The sequence below is a fragment of the Mesorhizobium sp. B2-4-2 genome (assembly GCF_006442845.1).
Classification (GTDB): Bacteria; Pseudomonadota; Alphaproteobacteria; order Rhizobiales; family Rhizobiaceae; genus Mesorhizobium.
In genome coordinates this window covers 460,914-478,776 of record NZ_VFVM01000002.1, presented here as the reverse complement: position 1 = coordinate 478,776, position 17,863 = coordinate 460,914, and the positions used below count along the sequence as shown (strand labels likewise).

Below are 17,863 nucleotides of genomic sequence, written 5' to 3'. Positions count from 1 at the left end.
GTCGCATTCCCGACAGGGTAAGGCCGTGCACGGGCTGCCCTCGCTAGGCCTTTCCGCTATTGGCTCAGTGAACGCGGAAGGGGACCATATGAAAAGGACCATCCCGACCCTGATCGGTTTCTCGGCCATTCTGACCTGGTCGTTCCTCGCGCTGCTTTCGACCGCCGCGGGGCCGATCCCGCCCTTTCAATTGGCGGCAATGACGTTTCTGCTGGGAGGCTCAGTCGGGGCGGCCAGCTGGATTGTCCGCCCGTCGGCGCTCAAGTCGCTGCGGCAGCCATGGCAGGTCTGGGCAATCGGCACGGCAGGGCTGTGCATCTATCACTGCGCGTACTTTTTCGCCATCCAGTCCGCCCCGCCGGTCGAGGTGAGCCTGATTGCTTATCTCTGGCCATTGCTGATCGTCGTCTTCGCCGCTTTCCTGCCGGGAGAGCGGCTGAGGTCTCACCACATAGCCGGTGTGATGCTCGGCCTGGCGGGTGCCATCGTCGTCATCACCAAAGGCGGCAGCGTGGGCCTTGCTGACGGCGTGAAGCCGGGCCACGTCATTGCCCTGTTCTGCGCCTTCGTCTGGTCCGGTTATTCCGTCCTGTCGCGCCGTTTCGGCCAGGTGCCGACCGATGTGGTGGCGGTGTACTGCCTGATCACCGCGGCCGTGGCCTTCACTCTCCATCTCGCGCTCGAGATCACTGTCTGGCCGCAGACAATGACGCAATGGAGCGCTATCGTCATTCTAGGCGTGATACCGCTCGGCGCCGGCTTCTACGCATGGGACTATGGCTGCAAGCATGGAGACATCATGATCCTGGGCGCGCTTTCCTATGCCGCGCCGCTGTTCTCGGTGATCGTGCTGCTGCTGGCCGGATTCGGTATCTTTCACTGGTCTGTTGCGCTCGCTTGCGTCCTGATCACGGTCGGCGCGGTGATCGCTGCCAAGGACATGTTGCTGAAGGTGCAAAAACAATCTCTTACCGAGGAACCATCGCGCGCATAGGGCCCGATCTGAGACTGCGACGTGGCTACTGCCCCACCACCGCCCGTCCACTCACCCAGACAGCGGCGATGTTGGCGCGTGCCGCGTTGAGCACGATCTTCTGGAAGACATCGTCGAGCGTGTCGTCCGCCATGCTGACATGAATGTTCGAGGCCTTCGCCGTCGTGTCGATCAGCAGCGCGTCGAATTCATGGCCGACGCGAAAGCTGCCCGTCGGCAGGTCGAGCGCTTCGGCACCGCCGGCGGTGGCCAGCCAGAACGCCTCCTGATGCGTGATCGGCGCGCCGGGCGCGCCGCGCTGCGCTGCGTCCATGCCGGCATGGACGCCGCTCTGCAGCGTCCTCGAGGCTGACAGCGCATGCCGGCAGCCGTCGAAGAGCGACGGGCTGTAGCCGCCGGAAATGTCCGTCCCGAGCCCGACATGCATGTGCCGGTCAAGCGCGTCGCGCAGCGGAAACACCGCATTGGCGAAATAGAAGTTGGACAGCGGGCAATGCGCAACCCCAGCCCCCTTCCCCTTGATGAGGTCCATATCCCGCCCGTCGATGAAGTTCGAATGCGCCAGGATGGTGTGGCGCGTCAGCAGGCCGAAACCGTCGAGGCTCGCCGCGTCGGTGCAGCCAAAGCGCGTCTCGACGAATTGCCTTGCCCAATCGCTCTCCGAGCAATGTGTCTGCACGTGGCAGCTAAATTCCGTTGCGAGTTCGCCCAGGCCTTGCAGCGCCGCATCCGTGCAGCTGGGGATGAAGCGCGGCGTGATCACCGGCCGGACCAGCGGTCTTTCGCCGGTATCCAACGATCTGACCGCCTCGATGAAGCGTCTGGTGTCGGAAATGGCGCTTGCCGCGTCGGCATCGCGATAGAAAGACGGGCACTGCTCGGGATCGTCCATCGCCACCTTGCCGACCAAAGCGCGCTGGCCCTTTTCGAGGCATATCTCGGCAAGCGCCAAGCTGGCCTCGACATGGACGGTGGCAAAATAGAGCGCCGTGGTGGTGCCGTTGGCGAGAAGATTGTCGACCAGGTCGGCATAGACCTCGCGGGCGTAGCCGGTGTCGGCATAGCGCGCCTCGAGCGGAAACGTATATTTTTGCAGCCAGACCTCGAGCGGCACGTCCAGTGCCTTGCCCATTTGGGGCCATTGCGGCGCGTGGATGTGCAGGTCGATCAGGCCGGGCAGCAGGAACTGGCCTTCGCCGAGCTCCACTAGGCTGCCCGCCTGGCGGGCATCGCTCTTCCTCGCCGCGTATTCGGGATGGCCGGGTGCGAGAATCTCCGCGATCCGTCCCTGTGCATCGATGCTGAACAGATGGTCCTTCAGCACCTCCAGCCGGCCGCGCTCCGGCGTGTGGAAGGCGGTGCCAAGCAGCGTGAAGGCCTCTCTTGTCATGGATCGCTCCGGTTGCGCTGGCGCGTGTGGCCGTTATTGCATGGCGCGCAAGAAAACAGTTCGCAAACCTTTGCGCCGCTGTCCTTTGGCGCCGACTGATCCCATGATCGGCCGGGAAATTCCAGAGGGGACATCATGGAACGCACTGCACCGGAAATCACTTTGATTGCTCAGCCGGACGATCCGCTGCCACTGGGCAAGGCCGCCCTGCTCGGCCTCCAGCACGTGCTGGCGATGGATGTTTACATCGTGCCGTTCATCATCGCATCGGTCCTGGCCTTCAGCGCGGGCGATGCCGGCGCCTTCATCCAGTCGGCTTTCGTCGCGGCGGGCATCGCCACCCTGATCCAGTCGCAGCTTCTGATGCGCCTGCCGGTGGTGCAGGGGCCGTCCTTTGTGCCGATCGGCGCGGTGCTGGCTATCGCCTTCGGCGCCGGCGGCGGCATTGCCGGTCTTTCCGCGGTGATCGGAGCGCTCATTCCCGGCGCCATACTGGTCATGCTGCTCGGTTCGCCCACGGGAATCTTCCATCGCTTGGTAGACCGCTTTGTCCCGCCCATCGTCGGCGGCGCCATCATCATCGTCGTCGGCATCGCGCTGATGCCGGTCGCACTCCGCGAAAGCGTGTTCGCGGTCCACGGCACTGCCACCGTCGGCGGCAATATCATCCTTGCCTTTGTTGCGGCGGCGGTGCTCGTCGGCTGCATGCTGACCGGCATGGCGCTCGGCGCAAAGGGCGCCTGGCTGCGCCTGCTCTCCGTAATCATCGCACTTGTGGCCGGCTGCGTGGCCGCCGCCTCCATGAGCCAACTCAACATGGGAGCGGTCTCCGAGGCGACCTGGTTTTCGATGCCGCGCGTCGCCTTCCTCAACCTCGACGTGACGTTCTCGCTCTCGGCGACGCTCACGATGCTCATCGTCTATATCGTGGTCCTCGCCGAAACCACCGGCACCTGGTTCGCGGTCGGCGCCGTTATCGACAAGCCGCTGTCGAATGAACAGCTCGACAGGGGCGCCACCGGCGAAGGCCTCGGCTGCCTGGTCAGCGCACTGCTTTGCAGCACGCCGGTCACCGGCTATTCGTCGAATGCCGGCATCATCGCCATCACCGGCATCGCCAGCCGCGCCGCTTTCGCCGCGGCAGGCATCTTCCTGGTCCTGTTCGGACTGATCGGCAAACTGTCGGCGGTGATCGCCTCGATCCCGGGCCCGGTCATCGGCGGCGTGTTCGGCGTGCTCTGCGTCGTCATCGCCATGAACGGGTTCCGCGTCGTGCGCGGCACGCCGCTGACGGAAAGGAACATGCTGGTCGTCGGCCTGCCGATCCTGATGGCCCTGTTTGCTACGCTTGCGCCGCCGGATTTCGTCAAGACGCTTCCCGATATCGTGCAGTACATTCTGGGCTCGTCCATCGCCTTTGGCGCCGTCTGGGCCATCGTGCTGCACCAGATCCTGCCGAGCGCCCGATAGGGACATTCGCAGGCCGACCCCCGCGGGTCCGGCCTGCTCTCCACGATAAGCCCGAAGCGCGGTCGATGACCCGACCCGTCGAAGCTTTCATGCTGCCGGCTGCTCGACGAATTTTCTGAGCGCCCCTGGTGTCGGCCCCAAGTCCGGCGTGTCTTGATTTTGTCATGCCGCAAGTCTAAGCGGCGGGCACAGGCTCGGCGCACGAAGGCTAGTGCGATCCGATACGACGCAGCAATCCGAACGCGCTTTCCGGCAGGGAGATCTGGCGATGATCAAGGCTTTCGTCGTGGACAATGATCGCCTGCGTCTCACGGACGATCTCCTGGCCAATGGCGACAAGGTCGTCTGGGCCGATCTCTTCAATCCGACCAAGGACGAAGAGGCAACAATCGAGAATTGGCTCGGCATCGCCATTCCGACCCGCGAGGAGATGGAGGAGATCGAGATTTCCAGCCGCCTCTATATCGAGGACGGCGCCTACTTCATGACCGCCACCTTGCCCGCCCAGACCGACGTCGACGATCCCCTGATCTCGCCGGTTACCTTCGCACTCGCCGGCAACAGGCTGGTCACCGTGCGCTATCACGAACCGAAAGCGTTCAAGACCTTCCCTTTGCGCGCCGAGAAGGTGGCGACCGGCTGCACCAGCGGCGACACCATCCTGATCGGCCTGCTGGAAGCGATCGTTGACCGGCTCGCCGACATCCTCGAGCGCGCCGGCCGTGACGTCGAAGCGATCTCGCGCGATATTTTCGAGGCGCGATCGACCAAGGTGTCGAAGCGCAACCGTGATTTCCAGGAACTCTTGAAGGGCATCGGCCGCAAGGAGGACATCGCTTCCTCCGTGCGCGACAGCCTGATCTCCTTGCAGCGGCTGGCCGGCTTCCTCGCCCATGTCGCGACCCAGGCCAAGATGAGCAAGGACGTCCGCGCCCGCATCAAGACCTTGTCGCGCGACGTGCTTTCTCTTGCCGACCACGCCACCTTCCTGTCGCAGAAGATCTCCTTCCTGCTCGACGCCACGCTCGGCATGATCTCGATCGAGCAGAACGCCATCATCAAGATCTTCTCGGTCGCCGCCGTCATCTTTCTGCCGCCAACGCTGGTCGCCTCGATCTACGGCATGAATTTCGACGTCATCCCCGAGCTCAAATGGGAGCTCGGCTATCCGTTCGCGATCGCCATGATGGTTCTGTCGGCGATCCTGCCCTTCTGGTATTTCCGCCGCCGCGGCTGGTTATGATCGCAACGGCCGGCCGGGCGCCCGCGGCTGGCTCACCAGAAAGGGCTTGACCAAACGCCGTCCGGCCTGCATCCGGGTTTGCCGATCCATGTGGATCGCGCGTTCTGCAACCGGATTCCACGCCATGACTGGAAAGACATGGGCCTATGAGGACTTCGTCGAAGGAGCCTCGTTCGACCTCGGCACCAAACAGGTGAGCGCGGCCGAGATCATCGAGTTCGCCAGCGAATTCGATGCCCAGCCGATGCATCTCGACGAGGAGGCCGGCAAGGCAAGCATCCTGGGCGGCCTCTCGGCCTCGGGCTGGCATACCTGCGCCATGTTCATGCGCATGCTGTGCGATGCCTTCCTGCTGGACTCGACCTGCCAGGGCGCGCCCGGCGTCGATCAGGTCAAATGGAAGAAGCCGGTGCTGGCCGGCGACACGCTCAAGGGCAGCCTCGTCGTCCTCGCCAAGCGCCCTTCGAAATCGAAGCCGCAGCTCGGCTTCGTGACCATGCGCAGCGAACTGGTCAACCAGCGCGGCGAGAGCGTGTTCGAGCTCGAGAATTCCGTCATGTTCCTCATGCGCAATGCCGCGGGGAGCCTTGCATGACGCTGGACGAATTCTTCCGCGTCGGCACCACCGTTACGCTGGGCTCGCATACGTTCGAAGCCGAGGCGATCAAGGCCTTCGCCCGCAAATACGACCCCCAGGTCTTCCACGTCGATGAGGACGCCGCGAAGAAGAGCGTGTTGGGCGGGCTTTGTGCATCCGGCTGGCACACCGCCGCCACCTGGATGAAGCTCAACCTCGAAACCCGCATGGGCGCCGAATGGAGCGGCCCCGGCCCGACGCCCGAATTCGGCCCCTCGCCCGGCTTCAAGAACCTGAAATGGTTGAAGCCGGTCTATGCCGGACAGACCGTGACCTTCACCCGCACCGCCCTTTCCCACCGCGCGATCGCCTCACGTCCGGGCTGGCGGGTGCTGACCTTGCGCTCGGAAGCCTTCGATTCGACCGGCGACAAGGTACTGGAGTTCGAGAGCGCCGTGCTGGTCAAGGTGGAGTAGGCGCCTCTTCCTTCTCCCCAGGGGGAGAAGGAAGAACTGCTCTCTCAATGCCCCTCGAACCCGATCAGCGTCCGCACCGGCACGCCGAGCGCTTCCAGCTTGGCGCGGCCGCCGAGATCCGGCAAGTCGATGACGAAGCAGGCGGCAAGGATATCGGCGCCGATCTGGCGCAGGAGATTCACCGCCGCCTCCGCCGTGCCGCCGGTGGCGATCAGATCGTCGACCAGGATCACTTTCTCGCCCGGCGACACGCCGTCCTTGTGCATCTCCATCTCGTCCAGCCCGTATTCCAGGCTGTAGGCGACGCGCACTGTCTCATAAGGCAGCTTGCCTTTCTTGCGGATCGGCACGAAACCGGCGGAGAGCTGATGGGCGACGGCGCCGCCGAGGATGAAGCCGCGCGCTTCGATGCCGGCGATCTTGTCGATCTTCTCGCCGGCATAGGGATGCACCAGCTCATCGATGGCGCGGCGGAAAGCGCGCGCATTGCCAAGCAGCGTGGTGATGTCGCGGAACAATATGCCGGGCTTGGGATAGTCCGGAATGGTGCGGATGGCCGCCAGCAGCGTGTCTTCGAGCGAAGGTTTCATGAGGCGGCTCCGGGTGGTCCAGTTTCGGCGGAAAGGCGTGAAATGGCGCAGCGCCAAATCCTAACCCGGCGCGACCGACAACGGCTAGCGCGATGTGGCGGCCGAGACAAGCGCATCCGGCGAAAGGAGCATATAGGTCCAAGGGCTTGCCTCTGCCTGCGCTGCGATCTTTCGCATCGAAGCAATGGCCATCTACCGAAAACGCAAATTCCGGCGGGTCAACTGTTCGATCGAGCTGCACCCCATCAGGTTCATGCCGCGTTCGATCTCGATGCGCATCTGTTCGAGCGCCCGTTCGACGCCAGGCTGGCCCGCCGCCGCCAGCGGAAACAAATAGTAGCGTCCGACGCCGACGGCCTTGGCGCCGAGCGACAGCGCCTTGAGCACATGCGTGCCGCGCTGCACGCCGCCATCCATGATGACGTCGATCTGGTCGCCGACCGCATCGACGATCTCGGCGAGCTGGTCGAAAGCCGCGCGCGAACCATCCAGCTGCCGGCCGCCATGGTTCGACAGCACGATGCCCTTGCAGCCGATCTCGACGGCGCGCCTGGCATCCTCCACCGACATGACGCCCTTGAGGCAGAACGGTCCCGGCCAAAGCCTCACCATCTCGGCGACGTCGTCCCATGTCATCGACGGATCGAGCATTTCGGTGAAGTAGCGGCTGATCGACATCGTGCCGCCGCCCATGTCGACATGCTCGTCCAGCTGCGGCAGCTTGAACGCCTCATGCGTGAAATAGTTGATCGCCCAGGCAGGTTTCATCGCGAACTGCGCCAGTCCCGCCAGGTTGAGCTTGAAGGGAATCGCAAAACCGGTGCGCTTGTCGCGCTCGCGGTTTCCCCCGGTGATGCTGTCGACGGTCAGCATCATCACTTCGACGCCGATCTCCCGTGCCCGCTGCATCATCGCCCGGTTGAGGCCGCGATCGCGATGGAAGTAGAACTGATAGACCTGCGGGCCGCTGCTGATTTTTCGGACTTCCTCGAGGCTGACCGTGCCGAGCGAGGAAACTCCGAACATGGTGCCGTATTTTGCAGCGGCCCTGGCGACCGCCCGTTCGCCGTGATGGTGGAACAGCCGCTGGAGAGCGGTCGGCGAACAGTAGAACGGCATCGCCAGCTTCTGGCCCATGACGGTCACCGACATGTCGACCTCGCTCACCCCGCGCAGCACGTTGGGAACGAGATCGCAGGTCTCGAAGCTCTCGGTGTTGCGGCGATAGGTGACCTCGTCGTCCGCCGCGCCGTCGATGTAGTTGAAGATCGGGCCCGGCAGCCGCCGCTGCGCCATGCGGCGGAAATCGGAGAAGTTGTGGCAGTCGCTGAGCCGCATCATGGAACCCCAAACGCCCTATAGGCGGCAAAGCTTTCGCCGCCGTCGGGGCGTCGAATAGCAATCGCCTGCCGCGCTGCCAACCGGCTTGTTCGACAACAAAGCGATCACCTCACGCGCCAGCCTCTTCGGCAAGCAAAAAGGGCGCTTCGCGGGCGCCCTTTCTTCAATCTCCGGCCGCGCGGCTTAGTGCGCGACTGCTTCCCAAACCTTGCGCTTGGTCATGTAGACCAGTGCGCCGAACAGGAGCAGGAACACCAGCACCCGGAAGCCGGTTTTCTTGCGGGCTTCCATATGCGGCTCAGCCGCCCACGCCAGGAAAGCGGCGACGTCGCGGGAGTACTGGTCGACGGTCTGCGGCGCGCCGTCGTCATAAGTCACCTGGCCGTCGGAAAGCGGCTTGGGCATCTTCAGCGACACGCCGGACATGAAGTACGGATTGTAGTGCGTGCCTTCCGGGATGACCATTCCAGCCGGAGGCGTCTGGTCGTAGCCGGTCAGCAGCGAGTGGATGTAGTCAGGGCCGCCGGCATCATACTGGGTGAAGATGTCGAAGACGAACTGCGGAAAGCCGCGCTCCACGCCCCGCGCCTTGGCCAGCAGCGACATGTCGGGCGGGGCTGCGCCGCCATTCGAGGCTGCCGCGGCTTCCTCATTGGCGAACGGCGCCGGGAAATGGTCCGACGGCTTGCCGGGACGGTCGAACATGTCGCCGGCGTCGTTGGGGCCGTCATGGATGGTGTACTCGGCCGCCAGCGTCTTGATCTGTGCGTCGGAATAGCCGAGGTCCGAAAGCGTGCGGAATGCCACCAGGTTCATCGAATGGCAGGCCGAGCAGACTTCCTTGTAGACCTTGAGGCCGCGCTGCAGCTGCGCCTTGTCGTAGGTGCCGAACGGGCCGGTGAAGCTCCAGTCCATTTCCTTCGGTTCGTTGATCGGGAAATGCGTCGGCGCCGCCGCGTTATGCGCCTCTTCGGCCGCGGTCGCCCAGGTGCCCGTAGCCCCAAGGCCGGCGGCCACAAGGCCGATCAGCGCAAGCGAGGTGAGAATCTTTTTCATGCCAAATCCCCTTAGATTCTCTACCGCTCAGCCCTTGGTCTCAGGTGCGGCCGTGGCGCCCGCCGGATGCCCACTGCCGCCCTTGTTCTTCTCGAGCACCGCCTCGGTGATCGAGTTCGGCAGCCTGCGTGGCGTCTCGATCAGGCCGAGCACCGGCATGATGATCAGGAAGAAGGCGAAGTAGAACAGCGTCGCCATCTGCGCCATGAACACGTAGCTGCCTTCCGCCGGCTGCGAGCCCAGCCAGCCAAGCAGGATGGCATCGGCCACGAACAGCCAGAAGAACAGCTTGTACCAGGGCCGGTAGACCGCCGAGCGCACCTTGGAGGTGTCTAGCCACGGCACCAGGAACAGCATGGCGATGGCGCCGAACATGCACAGCACGCCGCCGAGCTTGGAGTTGATCGGCCCGATGTTGAAGGTAATGGCGCGCAGGATCGCGTAGAACGGCAGGAAGTACCATTCCGGAACGATGTGGGCCGGCGTCTTCAGCGGGTTGGCGACCGTGTAGTTGTCGGGGTGGCCGAGATAGTTCGGCAGGTAGAAGACGAAATAGGCGAAGAAGAACAGGAACACGATCATGCCGAACGCGTCCTTGATGGTCGCGTAAGGGGTGAAGGCGACGGTGTCGGTCTTCGACTTCACCTCGATGCCGGTCGGGTTCGACTGGCCCACGACATGCAGCGCCCAGATGTGCAGCACGACCACGCCGGCGATCATGAACGGCAGCAGGTAATGCAGCGCGAAGAAGCGATTGAGGGTCGGATTGTCGACCGCGAAACCGCCGAGCAAAAGCTGCTGGATCCAGTCGCCGACTAGTGGAATGGCGCTGAAGAAGCCGGTGATGACGGTGGCGCCCCAGAAGCTCATCTGGCCCCACGGCAGCACATAGCCCATGAAGCCGGTCGCCATCATCAGGAGGTAGATGATGCAGCCGAGGATCCACAGCAGCTCGCGTGGCGCCTTGTAGGAGCCGTAATAGAGGCCGCGGAAGATATGGATGTAGACCGCGACGAAGAAGAACGACGCGCCGTTGGCATGCATGTAGCGCAGCAGCCAGCCGGAATTCACGTCGCGCATGATCTTTTCGACCGAATCGAAAGCCAGATTTGTGTCGGACGTGTAGTGCATGGCCAGCACGATGCCGGTCAGGATCTGCGCCACCAGCATGATCGACAGGATGCCGCCGAAGGTCCAGGCATAGTTGAGGTTGCGCGGCACCGGATAGGCGACGAAGCTGTCATAGATCAGCCGCGGCAGAGGCATGCGCGCATCGAACCAGCGCTCGATACCGGTCTTGGGCGTGTAGGTCGAGTGTCCCTCGCTCATCGAAATATCCCCTGCCTCAACCGATAAGGATCTTGGTATCGGAAATGAACTTGAATACCGGCACAGCCATGTTCTCGGGCGCCGGGCCTTTGCGGATGCGGCCGGCGGTGTCGTATTGCGAACCGTGGCAAGGGCAGAACCAGCCGCCGAAATCGCCTTCCTGACCCAGCGGAATGCAGCCCAGATGCGTGCAGACCTGAACCATCACCATCCAGGCTTCCTTGCCGGGCGTGGTGCGGTTGGCGTCGGTCGCCGGCGCGTCGGCCGGCAGGTTGGCGTTGCGGGCGATCGGATCCTTGAGATCGGCGAGATTGACGGCCTCGCCGTCCTTCATCTCCTTTTCGGTGCGGTTGCGCACCACGACCGGCTTGCCGCGCCACTTGACGATCAGCGACATGCCCGGCGTCAGCGAGGAGACGTCGACCTCGACCGAGGCGAGCGCCAGCGTCGAGGCATCGGGGCGCATCTGGTCGATGAACGGCCACGCGACGGCGCCCGCGCCGACCACGGCGGCCATGCCCGTGGCGACGTAGAGAAAATCTCGACGGTTGGGATCCTGTGTGTCGGTTGCGCTCACGGGTGCCTGATCCTTTCGCCTCTTCCGTGCCGGTGGGCGAGCCTTGTTCCCCGCTCATTCACGCCAACCCGACAGCGCATGGCGAACAGGCTAGCGAATTCCTCCGGCATTTGGACTTCGGTTTATGCGTGAAGCCCGTTTTTGTCCAGACGGGTGAAGGCACAAGGGCAGATTGTCGCGGGGACGAAATCCGGCACCCCGCGACAAGACGGCGGATGACCGTGAAACACCGCCAAACAGCGGGGAACAGTAGCGAATCCGGGGGTCAGCTTCGCCTCGACACCTGGCTCCGGGGGGTCTATCCTGCCCCCATGGCGCATGTCATAGACCGCGAGGAATGGGCTGTTCGCCCCGACCGCTGGAAGGGCGAGTTGCAATGTGCCCCCTACGGTTCCAACTCCTGCCTGATCTTCAACTACCTGCCGGAGACCGGCGGCGGACCGCGCCTGCATTCCCATCCCTACGCCGAGATCTTCATCATCCGCCAGGGCATCGGCCTGTTCACGGTCGGCGGTGAGGAGATCGAGGCCTCCGCCGGCCAGATCGTCATCGTGCCGCCCGGCACGCCGCACAAATTCACCAATCTCGGCCCCGGCCCGCTGGAAACGACCGACATCCACGAGAACGGCACTTTCATTACCCAATGGCTGGAGTGATCCAGGCCAGGTGTTTCCTGGAAAAGAGCAATTCCTGGAAAAGTATGAAGCGGTTTCCGTCCGCAAGCGGGTCAAACAATCCAGCCCTGTCGGTCTTCCGATCGCCGCCTAGATCTATGGCATAGGCAGCCGGCAGGGCCAGGACATGCAAACCTCGAACATCGAAATCGAAGGGCTGAGCATAGCGATCCGCGAGGCAGGTCCGGCTGAAGCGCCTGCATTCCTGCTGCTGCATGGGTGGCCGCAAAGCTCCTATGCGTTCGAAGGGGTGATCGGCCGGCTGGCTACCGATTACCGGGTCGTCGCACCCGACCTGCCCTGCATCGGCGGCTCGCAAGGCATGCCTGAGGCGGGCGACAAGAGAACCCTGGCGAGGCTGATGAGAGGCGTTGCCGAGGCCTGCGAGCTGCGGCACCTCGTGGCGGCCGGTCACGATGTCGGCGGCCAGATCGTGTTCGCCCTGCTGCGCGACCATCCCGAGATCCTTTCCGGCGCGGCGATCATGAATGTCGCTGTTCCAGGTGTCGGGCCATGGGAAGAGGTCATTCGCAATCCGCGGATCTGGCACTTTGCCTTCCATGCCGTCCCGGCGCTACCGGAAACGCTGGTGAGCGGCCACCAAAGCACCTATTTCGACTTCTTCTTCAATGTGCTTTCGAAGGATCGGACATCGATCCCGGCGCAGGCCAGGGAAATCTATGCGAGAGCCTATTCCCGGCCTGAAAGCCTCCAGGCCGGTTTCGATTGGTATCGCGCCTTCCCCGAAGATGCCAAAGCCAATGCTGCACGGCCCGCGACGCCTACAGCGATTCCGGTGCTGTATCTCAGGGGCTCGGCCGAGTCCGGCGATATCGGCGACTATGTCGAGGGCCTTAGGGCCGCCGGGCTTTCGAATGTCGAGGGCGACATCATTGCCGACAGCGGGCACTTCGTCCCCGATGAGAACCCCGAAGCGCTCGCCAGCCGCCTGGCGAGATTCCACAGGGAAATCGGCGCGGCAAGCGCCAACCCTACATGGCGCCGAGCCTGACCAGCACCGCCTTCGGGATGTTGTATTCGCGGATGACGGCATCGTGCTTTCGAAGACCGCACAGTTCGCGCTGGATGAAGTAACCATGCACCGCCACCGCCGCCTCCTTGAGCAGCCGGGGACGCAACTGCTCGTCGCCATTGTTGCGCAGTCGGGCCAGCGTTTCTTCGACGCGTTGTCCGGCGCGGCCGAGTGCCGCCGCCTTCTCGGCAAGGACTTCATGGCCGAGCGCGTCGAAGGCGGCTTCGGCGGCCGAGGCGCTGGTCAGACGGGACGGCGGGCGCAGGGACATTTTCAACCTCCTTTCTCGAAGATCATCCGGTGCGTGACGAATTCTTCGCCCGCCACCGGCGCGAAGCCAAGCCGCTCATAGAAGCCGAAGGCTTCCTGCGGCGCACGGGTGTTGAGCACGGTGAAATAGTGGCGTGCCCTGTCGACAACGGTCTCAACCAGCATGCGGCCAAGGCCGGTGCGCCGATGGCGCGCGCCGACGAACAGATGCCGGACCCGGCCATGGTTCCTGCCCTCGAAATAGGGATCGATGTTCAGCCCGCACACGCCGGCGAGTTCGCCGCCGTGCCATGCTCCGAACAGTGCCTGGCCGTGTTTCAGGAACTTGTTGCGGCCGCTTGTCCAGCCGTCGCGAAGCCGCACCAGCATCCAGTAGCCTTCCCGCCGGCTCTCTTCCATCAGCGCATCGAAGGCCGGTGTCGTCGGCCGCAGCCGTTTCAGCAGATAGTCGGTCTCATGCGTCGCGCCCATGCCGCTACTCCGCCGGCCGCGTCTCTTCCAGCACGGCTTCCTCATGATAGAGGAAGCCGCCGGACTGACGCTTCCACAGCCGCGCGTAGAGCCCGTCGAGCGCCACCAGTTCATCATGCGTGCCTTGTTCGACAATGCGGCCGCCGTCGAGCACGACGAGGCGGTCAAGCGCGGCGATCGTCGACAGCCGGTGGGCGATGGCTATGACCGTCTTGCCTTCCATCAGCCGCGCCAGGTTTTCCTGGATCGCCGCCTCGATGTCGGAATCGAGTGCCGAGGTCGCCTCGTCCAATATCAGGATCGGTGCGTCCTTGAGGAAGACACGCGCGATCGCCACGCGCTGGCGCTGGCCGCCCGACAGTTTGACGCCGCGCTCGCCCACATAGGCCTCGTAGCCCTGTCGGTCGCGATTGTCGCGCAAGGTCAGGATGAAATCATGCGCCTCGGCTTTCCTGGCCGCCGCGATCACCTGCGCGTCGGTGGCGTCGGGCATGCCGAGTTTGATATTGTCGCGCAGCGAACGGTGGAAAAGCGCTGTGTCCTGACTGACGACGCCGATATTGGCGCGCAGCGAATTTTGCGTCACCTGCGAGACATCCTGGCCGTCGATGGCGATCTTTCCGCCTTCGAGTTCGTACAGCCGCAGGATAAGGTTGGCGAGCGTGGTCTTGCCGGCGCCGGACGGCCCGACCAGCCCGACCTTCTCGCCCGGCCGCACCACGAGATCGATGCCGTTGAGCACGCCGAACCCCTTGCCGTAGTGGAACTCGACATTCTTCACCTCGATGCGCCCGCCGGCCACGACCAGTTCCCGGGCGTCGGGTGCGTCGACCAAACCGAGCGGCTGCGAGATCAGCGCCTTGGAATTCTCCAGCACGCCGAGATTGCGCAGGATGCTGTTGAGCTGCATCATCAGCCGGCCAAGCAGCATGTTGAGCCGCAGCACCAGCGATAGCGTGAAGGCGACCGCGCCGACGGTAATCGAGCCCTCGACCCAGAGATAGACGGCAAAGCAGCCGATCGCCGTGATCATGATGCCCGACAGCGTCGTCAGCGCCATGCGCACGCCGGTCAGCCGGCGCGTGAACGGGCGCAACGCGTCGAGATAGATGTCGAAGCCGCTCCTGATGTAGCGGTCGTCGCCATCGGCGGAGAACAGTTTCAGCGTCTGTACGTTGGAGTAGGAATCGACGATGCGGCCGGTGATCATCGACCCCGCCTCGGCGGTCGCCTCGGCATGTTTGCGGATTGCCGGCAGATAGAGCCTGGCCAGCCAGGCGAAGGCGGCGATCCAGATCACCACCAGCACTGCGAGCCTGATATCGAGCCCCGCGACCAGCGCCAGCGTCGTCACCGTATAGACGATCATGAACCAGACGACCTCGATGAAGCTTTCCATCAGGTCGCCGGTCGCTTGCCCGGCCTGCCAGACTTTTGTCGCGATGCGGCCGGCGAAATCGTTCTGGAAGAAGGAGTAGGACTGGCGCGACACGTGCCGGTGCGCCTGCCAACGCACCAGATTGTAGAAGCCAGGCGTGATCGTCTGCTCGTCGACCAGGGCCGACAGGCCGACGACGATGGTGCGGACGACCAGCACCACGACGATCATGAACACAAGTTCCGGCCCGGCGGCCGTCCACAGCGCATGCCAGCTGCGTTCGCCGGGAAGCTGGTCAAGGATGTCGACCAGCCGCCCGACAAAGTAGAACAGCCCGGCCTCGACCAGCGGCGCGATGCCGCCGATGACCAGCATGGCGAAGAAGGCGAACTTGGCCTGGCCAACATAGTGCCAGAGAAAACCGGCGACGCCGGACGGCGGCCGAAGATTCGTGGGCTCCCTGAACGGATAGACCCAGTTCTCGAACCAGCGATAGACGGCTGTCATCATGCGGCGGCGGCCATCATTCAGCGGCTTGTCCCTTTGCGCCAACGTCATTGGCAACAACGTCGCTTGCGACACCGATCGGGCCGTCATCCAGCAGGAAACCGCCCGACTGGCGCTGCCAGAGCTGCGCGTAGAGCCCGCCCTTGGCCACCAATTCCTCGTGCGAACCTTCCTCGATGACGCGGCCCTGGTCCATCACCACAAGCCTGTCCATCGCCGCGATGGTCGACAGCCGGTGGGCGATGGCGATGACGGTCTTGCCTTGCATGAGCTTGTAGAGGTTCTCCTGGATGGCCGCTTCCGCCTCGGAATCCAGCGCCGACGTCGCCTCGTCAAGGATAAGTATGGGCGCGTCCTTCAACATAACGCGAGCGATGGCGATGCGTTGCCGCTGGCCGCCGGACAGTTTGACGCCGCGGTCGCCGACATAGGCGTCGAATCCCTTGCGGCCGCTATGGTCCGAAAGCCCGGCGATGAAGTCCAGCGCCTCGGCGCGCCGCGCAGCCTCGACAAGCATGTCGTCGCTGGCGTCGGGCCGGCCATAGAGGATGTTTTCGCGCACCGAACGATGCAGCAACGAGGTGTCCTGCGTGACCATGCCGATCTGGGCGCGCAGCGAATCCTGTTTCACCGCTGCGATCTCCTGGCCGTCGATCAGGATACGGCCGGCTTCGAGGTCGTAGAACCGCAGCAGAAGATTGACCAGCGTCGACTTGCCGGCGCCGGAGCGGCCGACAATGCCAACCTTCTCGCCCGGCTTCACCGCCAGCGACAGGTTCTCGATGACGCCCTTCTGCTTGCCATAGTGGAAGCGGATGTCCTCGAAGCGTATCTCGCCTTTGGAGACCGTGATCTCCTTCGCACCGGGCCTGTCCTCGACAAGGCGCGGCAGCGAAATCGAGGCGATGCCGTCCTGCACCGTGCCGATATTCTCGAACAGGCCCGACATTTCCCACATGATCCACTGCGACATGCCCCACATCCGCAGAACCAGGCCGATGACCACGGCGACCGCGCCGATCGTCACCGCCTGGCCCAGCCACAGCCACAACGAGATGGCGGTAACCGAGAACAGGAGAAGCGCATTCAGGATGTAGAGCGAGCCGAACAGCACCGTCACCAGCCGCATCGACCGGTAGACCGTGTCGAGGAAGCCCATCATGCCCTCCTTGGCGAAGGAGGCCTCGCGGCGGGCATGGCTGAACAGTTTGACCGTCTGGATGTTGGAGTAGCTGTCGACAACGCGGCCGGTCATGACCGAGCGCGCATTGGCCTGTTCCTCGCCGACCTTGCCCAGCCGAGGAATGAAATAGCGCAGCAGAAGGATGTAGCCGACCATCCACACGCCGAGCGGTGCGGCCAGCCGCCAGTCGGCCGAGCCGACGATGAGCAGCATGCCGAGGAAATAGACGATGACGTAGTTCAGGACGTCGATCACCTTGATCACGCATTCGCGCACGGCGAGCGCCGTCTGCATCAGCTTGGTGGCGATGCGGCCGGCGAATTCGTCCTGGTAGAAGCTCATCGACTGCTTGAGCAGATAGCGATGCACCTGCCAGCGGATACGCATGGGATAGTTGCCCATCAGCGTCTGCTGGTTGAGCAGCGAATGCAGCCATACCGTGCCAGGCAGCGCGAACAGCACGATGAAGGCCATGCTGGCGAGCTTCCAGCCCTCCGTCTGCAGGAAGGTTTCGCGGTTCTGCGCCGAAAGCCAGTCGACGATGCGGCCGAGGAAGCCGAACATCCACACTTCCGCGATGGCGATTGCCGCCACCAGCACCGCATCGACCAGGATATAGGGCCATGCGCCGCGCGTGTAATGCAGGCAGAAGGCAGCCAGCGTCTTGGGCGGCTCGACCGGCTCCGCGCCCGGGAACGGATCGAGCTTTTTTTCAAACCAGCTAAACAACAACATAGGTCATGCTCATGAAATCTGTTTCCGCTCACGCGGCGCGTGAACGTACGAAGTCCTCGGACCGCATGGCGCCGAGGGCCGACGGTCCGGAATCATCCGGACCGTCGGCCTTGCTTCGCGCTATATAGGGGTTCGCGGGCTTTTCGCCGACAGGCTCTTTTGTTGATCCTGACGGTGCGGTGTCGACAAGGCGGATCTTCGCGCCCGGCCGGATCGCCCGGATGATACGGCGCACCAACGAGGGCCGGCTCGGGTCGGGAACCGCGCGCGAGAAATCGACATCGGGCAGCATGCCGCGATGCGGACGCCGGCGAACCTCGGCGTGGACCGCCGACGAATACGTTTCGCCGATCAGCAGCGCCCAGGTCGGCAGCCGGTGGATATGCAGGCTCCTCGAGCCCGGTATTCTGTAGGGATCGAACATCGGTCCGTCCTCCGTGTGAAAATAGAGATAAAAAGGGTGTTCGACGTCCTGCCGCGGGATCGGCGGCTGATCAGTCGAGACGCGTTGGGGCGGGGCCATCGGCCCCTTCGGCAGCTTGAAAAACATCGCAGGATTCCTTCGAAGA

Annotated in this window: 18 protein-coding genes; 7 read left to right on the top strand and 11 right to left on the bottom strand. The window is 63.7% G+C overall.

Annotated elements, in window-relative coordinates:
• The first annotated feature begins 88 nt into the window (after positions 1-88).
• Positions 89-994, top strand: coding sequence for an EamA family transporter (locus tag FJ942_RS06010; protein ID WP_140524960.1), 906 nt, complete (start codon positions 89-91; stop codon positions 992-994).
• A gap of 25 nt (positions 995-1,019) precedes the next feature.
• Here FJ942_RS06010 and guaD read toward each other — a convergent pair whose 3' ends face one another.
• Positions 1,020-2,384 (bottom strand): guanine deaminase, encoded by a 1,365-nt coding sequence (gene guaD, locus FJ942_RS06005; protein WP_140897346.1) that lies wholly within the window; start codon positions 2,382-2,384, stop codon positions 1,020-1,022.
• 135 nt (positions 2,385-2,519) lie between these two features.
• Between guaD and FJ942_RS06000 the strand changes: the two genes are divergently transcribed.
• From FJ942_RS06000 to FJ942_RS05985, 4 genes are all read left to right on the top strand, one after another.
• Positions 2,520-3,854 carry a solute carrier family 23 protein gene (locus FJ942_RS06000; RefSeq protein WP_140556094.1) on the top strand — a complete coding sequence of 445 codons (1,335 nt, stop codon included), beginning with the start codon at positions 2,520-2,522 and terminating at the stop codon, positions 3,852-3,854.
• Between the two features lie 268 nt (positions 3,855-4,122).
• Positions 4,123-5,097: a magnesium/cobalt transporter CorA gene (corA, locus tag FJ942_RS05995; protein ID WP_140516906.1), complete on the top strand. Its 975-nt coding sequence runs from the start codon at positions 4,123-4,125 to the stop codon at positions 5,095-5,097.
• 124 nt (positions 5,098-5,221) lie between these two features.
• Entirely contained in the window at positions 5,222-5,692 is a 471-nt protein-coding gene (locus FJ942_RS05990; RefSeq protein ID WP_140897345.1) for a MaoC family dehydratase, read from the top strand.
• Positions 5,689-6,150: a MaoC family dehydratase gene (locus FJ942_RS05985; protein ID WP_140897344.1), complete on the top strand. Its 462-nt coding sequence runs from the start codon at positions 5,689-5,691 to the stop codon at positions 6,148-6,150. Before FJ942_RS05990 ends, FJ942_RS05985 begins: the two co-directional genes overlap by 4 nt.
• A gap of 44 nt (positions 6,151-6,194) precedes the next feature.
• On the opposite strand, the gene FJ942_RS05980 is transcribed toward FJ942_RS05985, so the two are convergent.
• The 5 genes from FJ942_RS05980 to petA form a co-directional block, all read right to left on the bottom strand.
• Positions 6,195-6,740, bottom strand: coding sequence for an adenine phosphoribosyltransferase (locus FJ942_RS05980; RefSeq protein WP_140496033.1), 546 nt, complete (start codon positions 6,738-6,740; stop codon positions 6,195-6,197).
• A gap of 192 nt (positions 6,741-6,932) precedes the next feature.
• Positions 6,933-8,078, bottom strand: a complete 1,146-nt coding sequence (locus FJ942_RS05975; RefSeq protein WP_140897405.1) for an alpha-hydroxy acid oxidase — start codon at positions 8,076-8,078, stop codon at positions 6,933-6,935.
• Between the two features lie 186 nt (positions 8,079-8,264).
• Positions 8,265-9,137: a cytochrome c1 gene (locus tag FJ942_RS05970; protein WP_140524913.1), complete on the bottom strand. Its 873-nt coding sequence runs from the start codon at positions 9,135-9,137 to the stop codon at positions 8,265-8,267.
• A gap of 27 nt (positions 9,138-9,164) precedes the next feature.
• The gene (locus FJ942_RS05965; protein WP_140496035.1) at positions 9,165-10,466 is read right to left on the bottom strand and encodes a cytochrome b N-terminal domain-containing protein; all 1,302 of its coding nucleotides are present in this window, start codon (positions 10,464-10,466) and stop codon (positions 9,165-9,167) included.
• A gap of 16 nt (positions 10,467-10,482) precedes the next feature.
• Positions 10,483-11,043 carry a ubiquinol-cytochrome c reductase iron-sulfur subunit gene (gene petA, locus FJ942_RS05960; RefSeq protein WP_140496036.1) on the bottom strand — a complete coding sequence of 187 codons (561 nt, stop codon included), beginning with the start codon at positions 11,041-11,043 and terminating at the stop codon, positions 10,483-10,485.
• Positions 11,044-11,354: 311 nt separating this feature from the next.
• Here petA and FJ942_RS05955 point away from each other — a divergent pair, with 311 nt between their 5' ends.
• Positions 11,355-11,699, top strand: a complete 345-nt coding sequence (locus FJ942_RS05955; protein ID WP_140496037.1) for a cupin domain-containing protein — start codon at positions 11,355-11,357, stop codon at positions 11,697-11,699.
• Between the two features lie 145 nt (positions 11,700-11,844).
• On the top strand, positions 11,845-12,729 hold the full coding sequence (locus FJ942_RS05950; protein WP_140897343.1) for an alpha/beta hydrolase: 885 nt from the start codon (positions 11,845-11,847) through the stop codon (positions 12,727-12,729).
• Here the strand turns inward: FJ942_RS05950 and FJ942_RS05945 are convergent.
• The 5 genes from FJ942_RS05945 to FJ942_RS05925 are packed head-to-tail and all read right to left on the bottom strand — an operon-like array spanning position 12,710 to position 17,844.
• Complete coding sequence (locus FJ942_RS05945; RefSeq protein WP_140496039.1) at positions 12,710-13,021, bottom strand: DUF6665 family protein; 312 nt, start codon at positions 13,019-13,021, stop codon at positions 12,710-12,712. The genes FJ942_RS05950 and FJ942_RS05945 overlap by 20 nt on opposite strands.
• Before the next feature lie 2 nt (positions 13,022-13,023).
• Positions 13,024-13,491 (bottom strand): GNAT family N-acetyltransferase, encoded by a 468-nt coding sequence (locus tag FJ942_RS05940; RefSeq protein WP_140897342.1) that lies wholly within the window; start codon positions 13,489-13,491, stop codon positions 13,024-13,026.
• 4 nt (positions 13,492-13,495) lie between these two features.
• Positions 13,496-15,379, bottom strand: coding sequence for an ABC transporter ATP-binding protein (locus FJ942_RS05935; protein ID WP_140666157.1), 1,884 nt, complete (start codon positions 15,377-15,379; stop codon positions 13,496-13,498).
• A 13-nt stretch (positions 15,380-15,392) separates the two neighbouring features.
• Positions 15,393-17,294, bottom strand: a complete 1,902-nt coding sequence (locus FJ942_RS05930; RefSeq protein WP_140897341.1) for an ABC transporter ATP-binding protein — start codon at positions 17,292-17,294, stop codon at positions 15,393-15,395.
• A 28-nt stretch (positions 17,295-17,322) separates the two neighbouring features.
• Positions 17,323-17,844 carry a hypothetical protein gene (locus tag FJ942_RS05925; protein WP_181168391.1) on the bottom strand — a complete coding sequence of 174 codons (522 nt, stop codon included), beginning with the start codon at positions 17,842-17,844 and terminating at the stop codon, positions 17,323-17,325.
• Positions 17,845-17,863 lie beyond the last annotated feature (19 nt).

Bases quoted from the DNA above. Each gene is read 5' to 3' on its own strand.
- FJ942_RS06000 (WP_140556094.1), top strand. From the start codon at position 2,520: ATGGAACGCACTGCACCGGAAATCACTTTGATTGCTCAGCCGGACGAT.
- FJ942_RS06010 (WP_140524960.1), top strand. From the start codon at position 89: ATGAAAAGGACCATCCCGACCCTGATCGGTTTCTCGGCCATTCTGACC.
- FJ942_RS05935 (WP_140666157.1), bottom strand. From the start codon at position 15,379: ATGATGACAGCCGTCTATCGCTGGTTCGAGAACTGGGTCTATCCGTTC.
- FJ942_RS05945 (WP_140496039.1), bottom strand. From the start codon at position 13,021: ATGTCCCTGCGCCCGCCGTCCCGTCTGACCAGCGCCTCGGCCGCCGAA.
- FJ942_RS05990 (WP_140897345.1), top strand. From the start codon at position 5,222: ATGACTGGAAAGACATGGGCCTATGAGGACTTCGTCGAAGGAGCCTCG.
- FJ942_RS05925 (WP_181168391.1), bottom strand. From the start codon at position 17,844: ATGTTTTTCAAGCTGCCGAAGGGGCCGATGGCCCCGCCCCAACGCGTC.
- FJ942_RS05980 (WP_140496033.1), bottom strand. From the start codon at position 6,740: ATGAAACCTTCGCTCGAAGACACGCTGCTGGCGGCCATCCGCACCATT.
- FJ942_RS05930 (WP_140897341.1), bottom strand. From the start codon at position 17,294: ATGTTGTTGTTTAGCTGGTTTGAAAAAAAGCTCGATCCGTTCCCGGGC.
- corA (WP_140516906.1), top strand. From the start codon at position 4,123: ATGATCAAGGCTTTCGTCGTGGACAATGATCGCCTGCGTCTCACGGAC.
- FJ942_RS05965 (WP_140496035.1), bottom strand. From the start codon at position 10,466: ATGAGCGAGGGACACTCGACCTACACGCCCAAGACCGGTATCGAGCGC.
- FJ942_RS05970 (WP_140524913.1), bottom strand. From the start codon at position 9,137: ATGAAAAAGATTCTCACCTCGCTTGCGCTGATCGGCCTTGTGGCCGCC.
- guaD (WP_140897346.1), bottom strand. From the start codon at position 2,384: ATGACAAGAGAGGCCTTCACGCTGCTTGGCACCGCCTTCCACACGCCG.
- FJ942_RS05955 (WP_140496037.1), top strand. From the start codon at position 11,355: ATGGCGCATGTCATAGACCGCGAGGAATGGGCTGTTCGCCCCGACCGC.
- FJ942_RS05985 (WP_140897344.1), top strand. From the start codon at position 5,689: ATGACGCTGGACGAATTCTTCCGCGTCGGCACCACCGTTACGCTGGGC.
- FJ942_RS05940 (WP_140897342.1), bottom strand. From the start codon at position 13,491: ATGGGCGCGACGCATGAGACCGACTATCTGCTGAAACGGCTGCGGCCG.
- FJ942_RS05950 (WP_140897343.1), top strand. From the start codon at position 11,845: ATGCAAACCTCGAACATCGAAATCGAAGGGCTGAGCATAGCGATCCGC.
- FJ942_RS05975 (WP_140897405.1), bottom strand. From the start codon at position 8,078: ATGCGGCTCAGCGACTGCCACAACTTCTCCGATTTCCGCCGCATGGCG.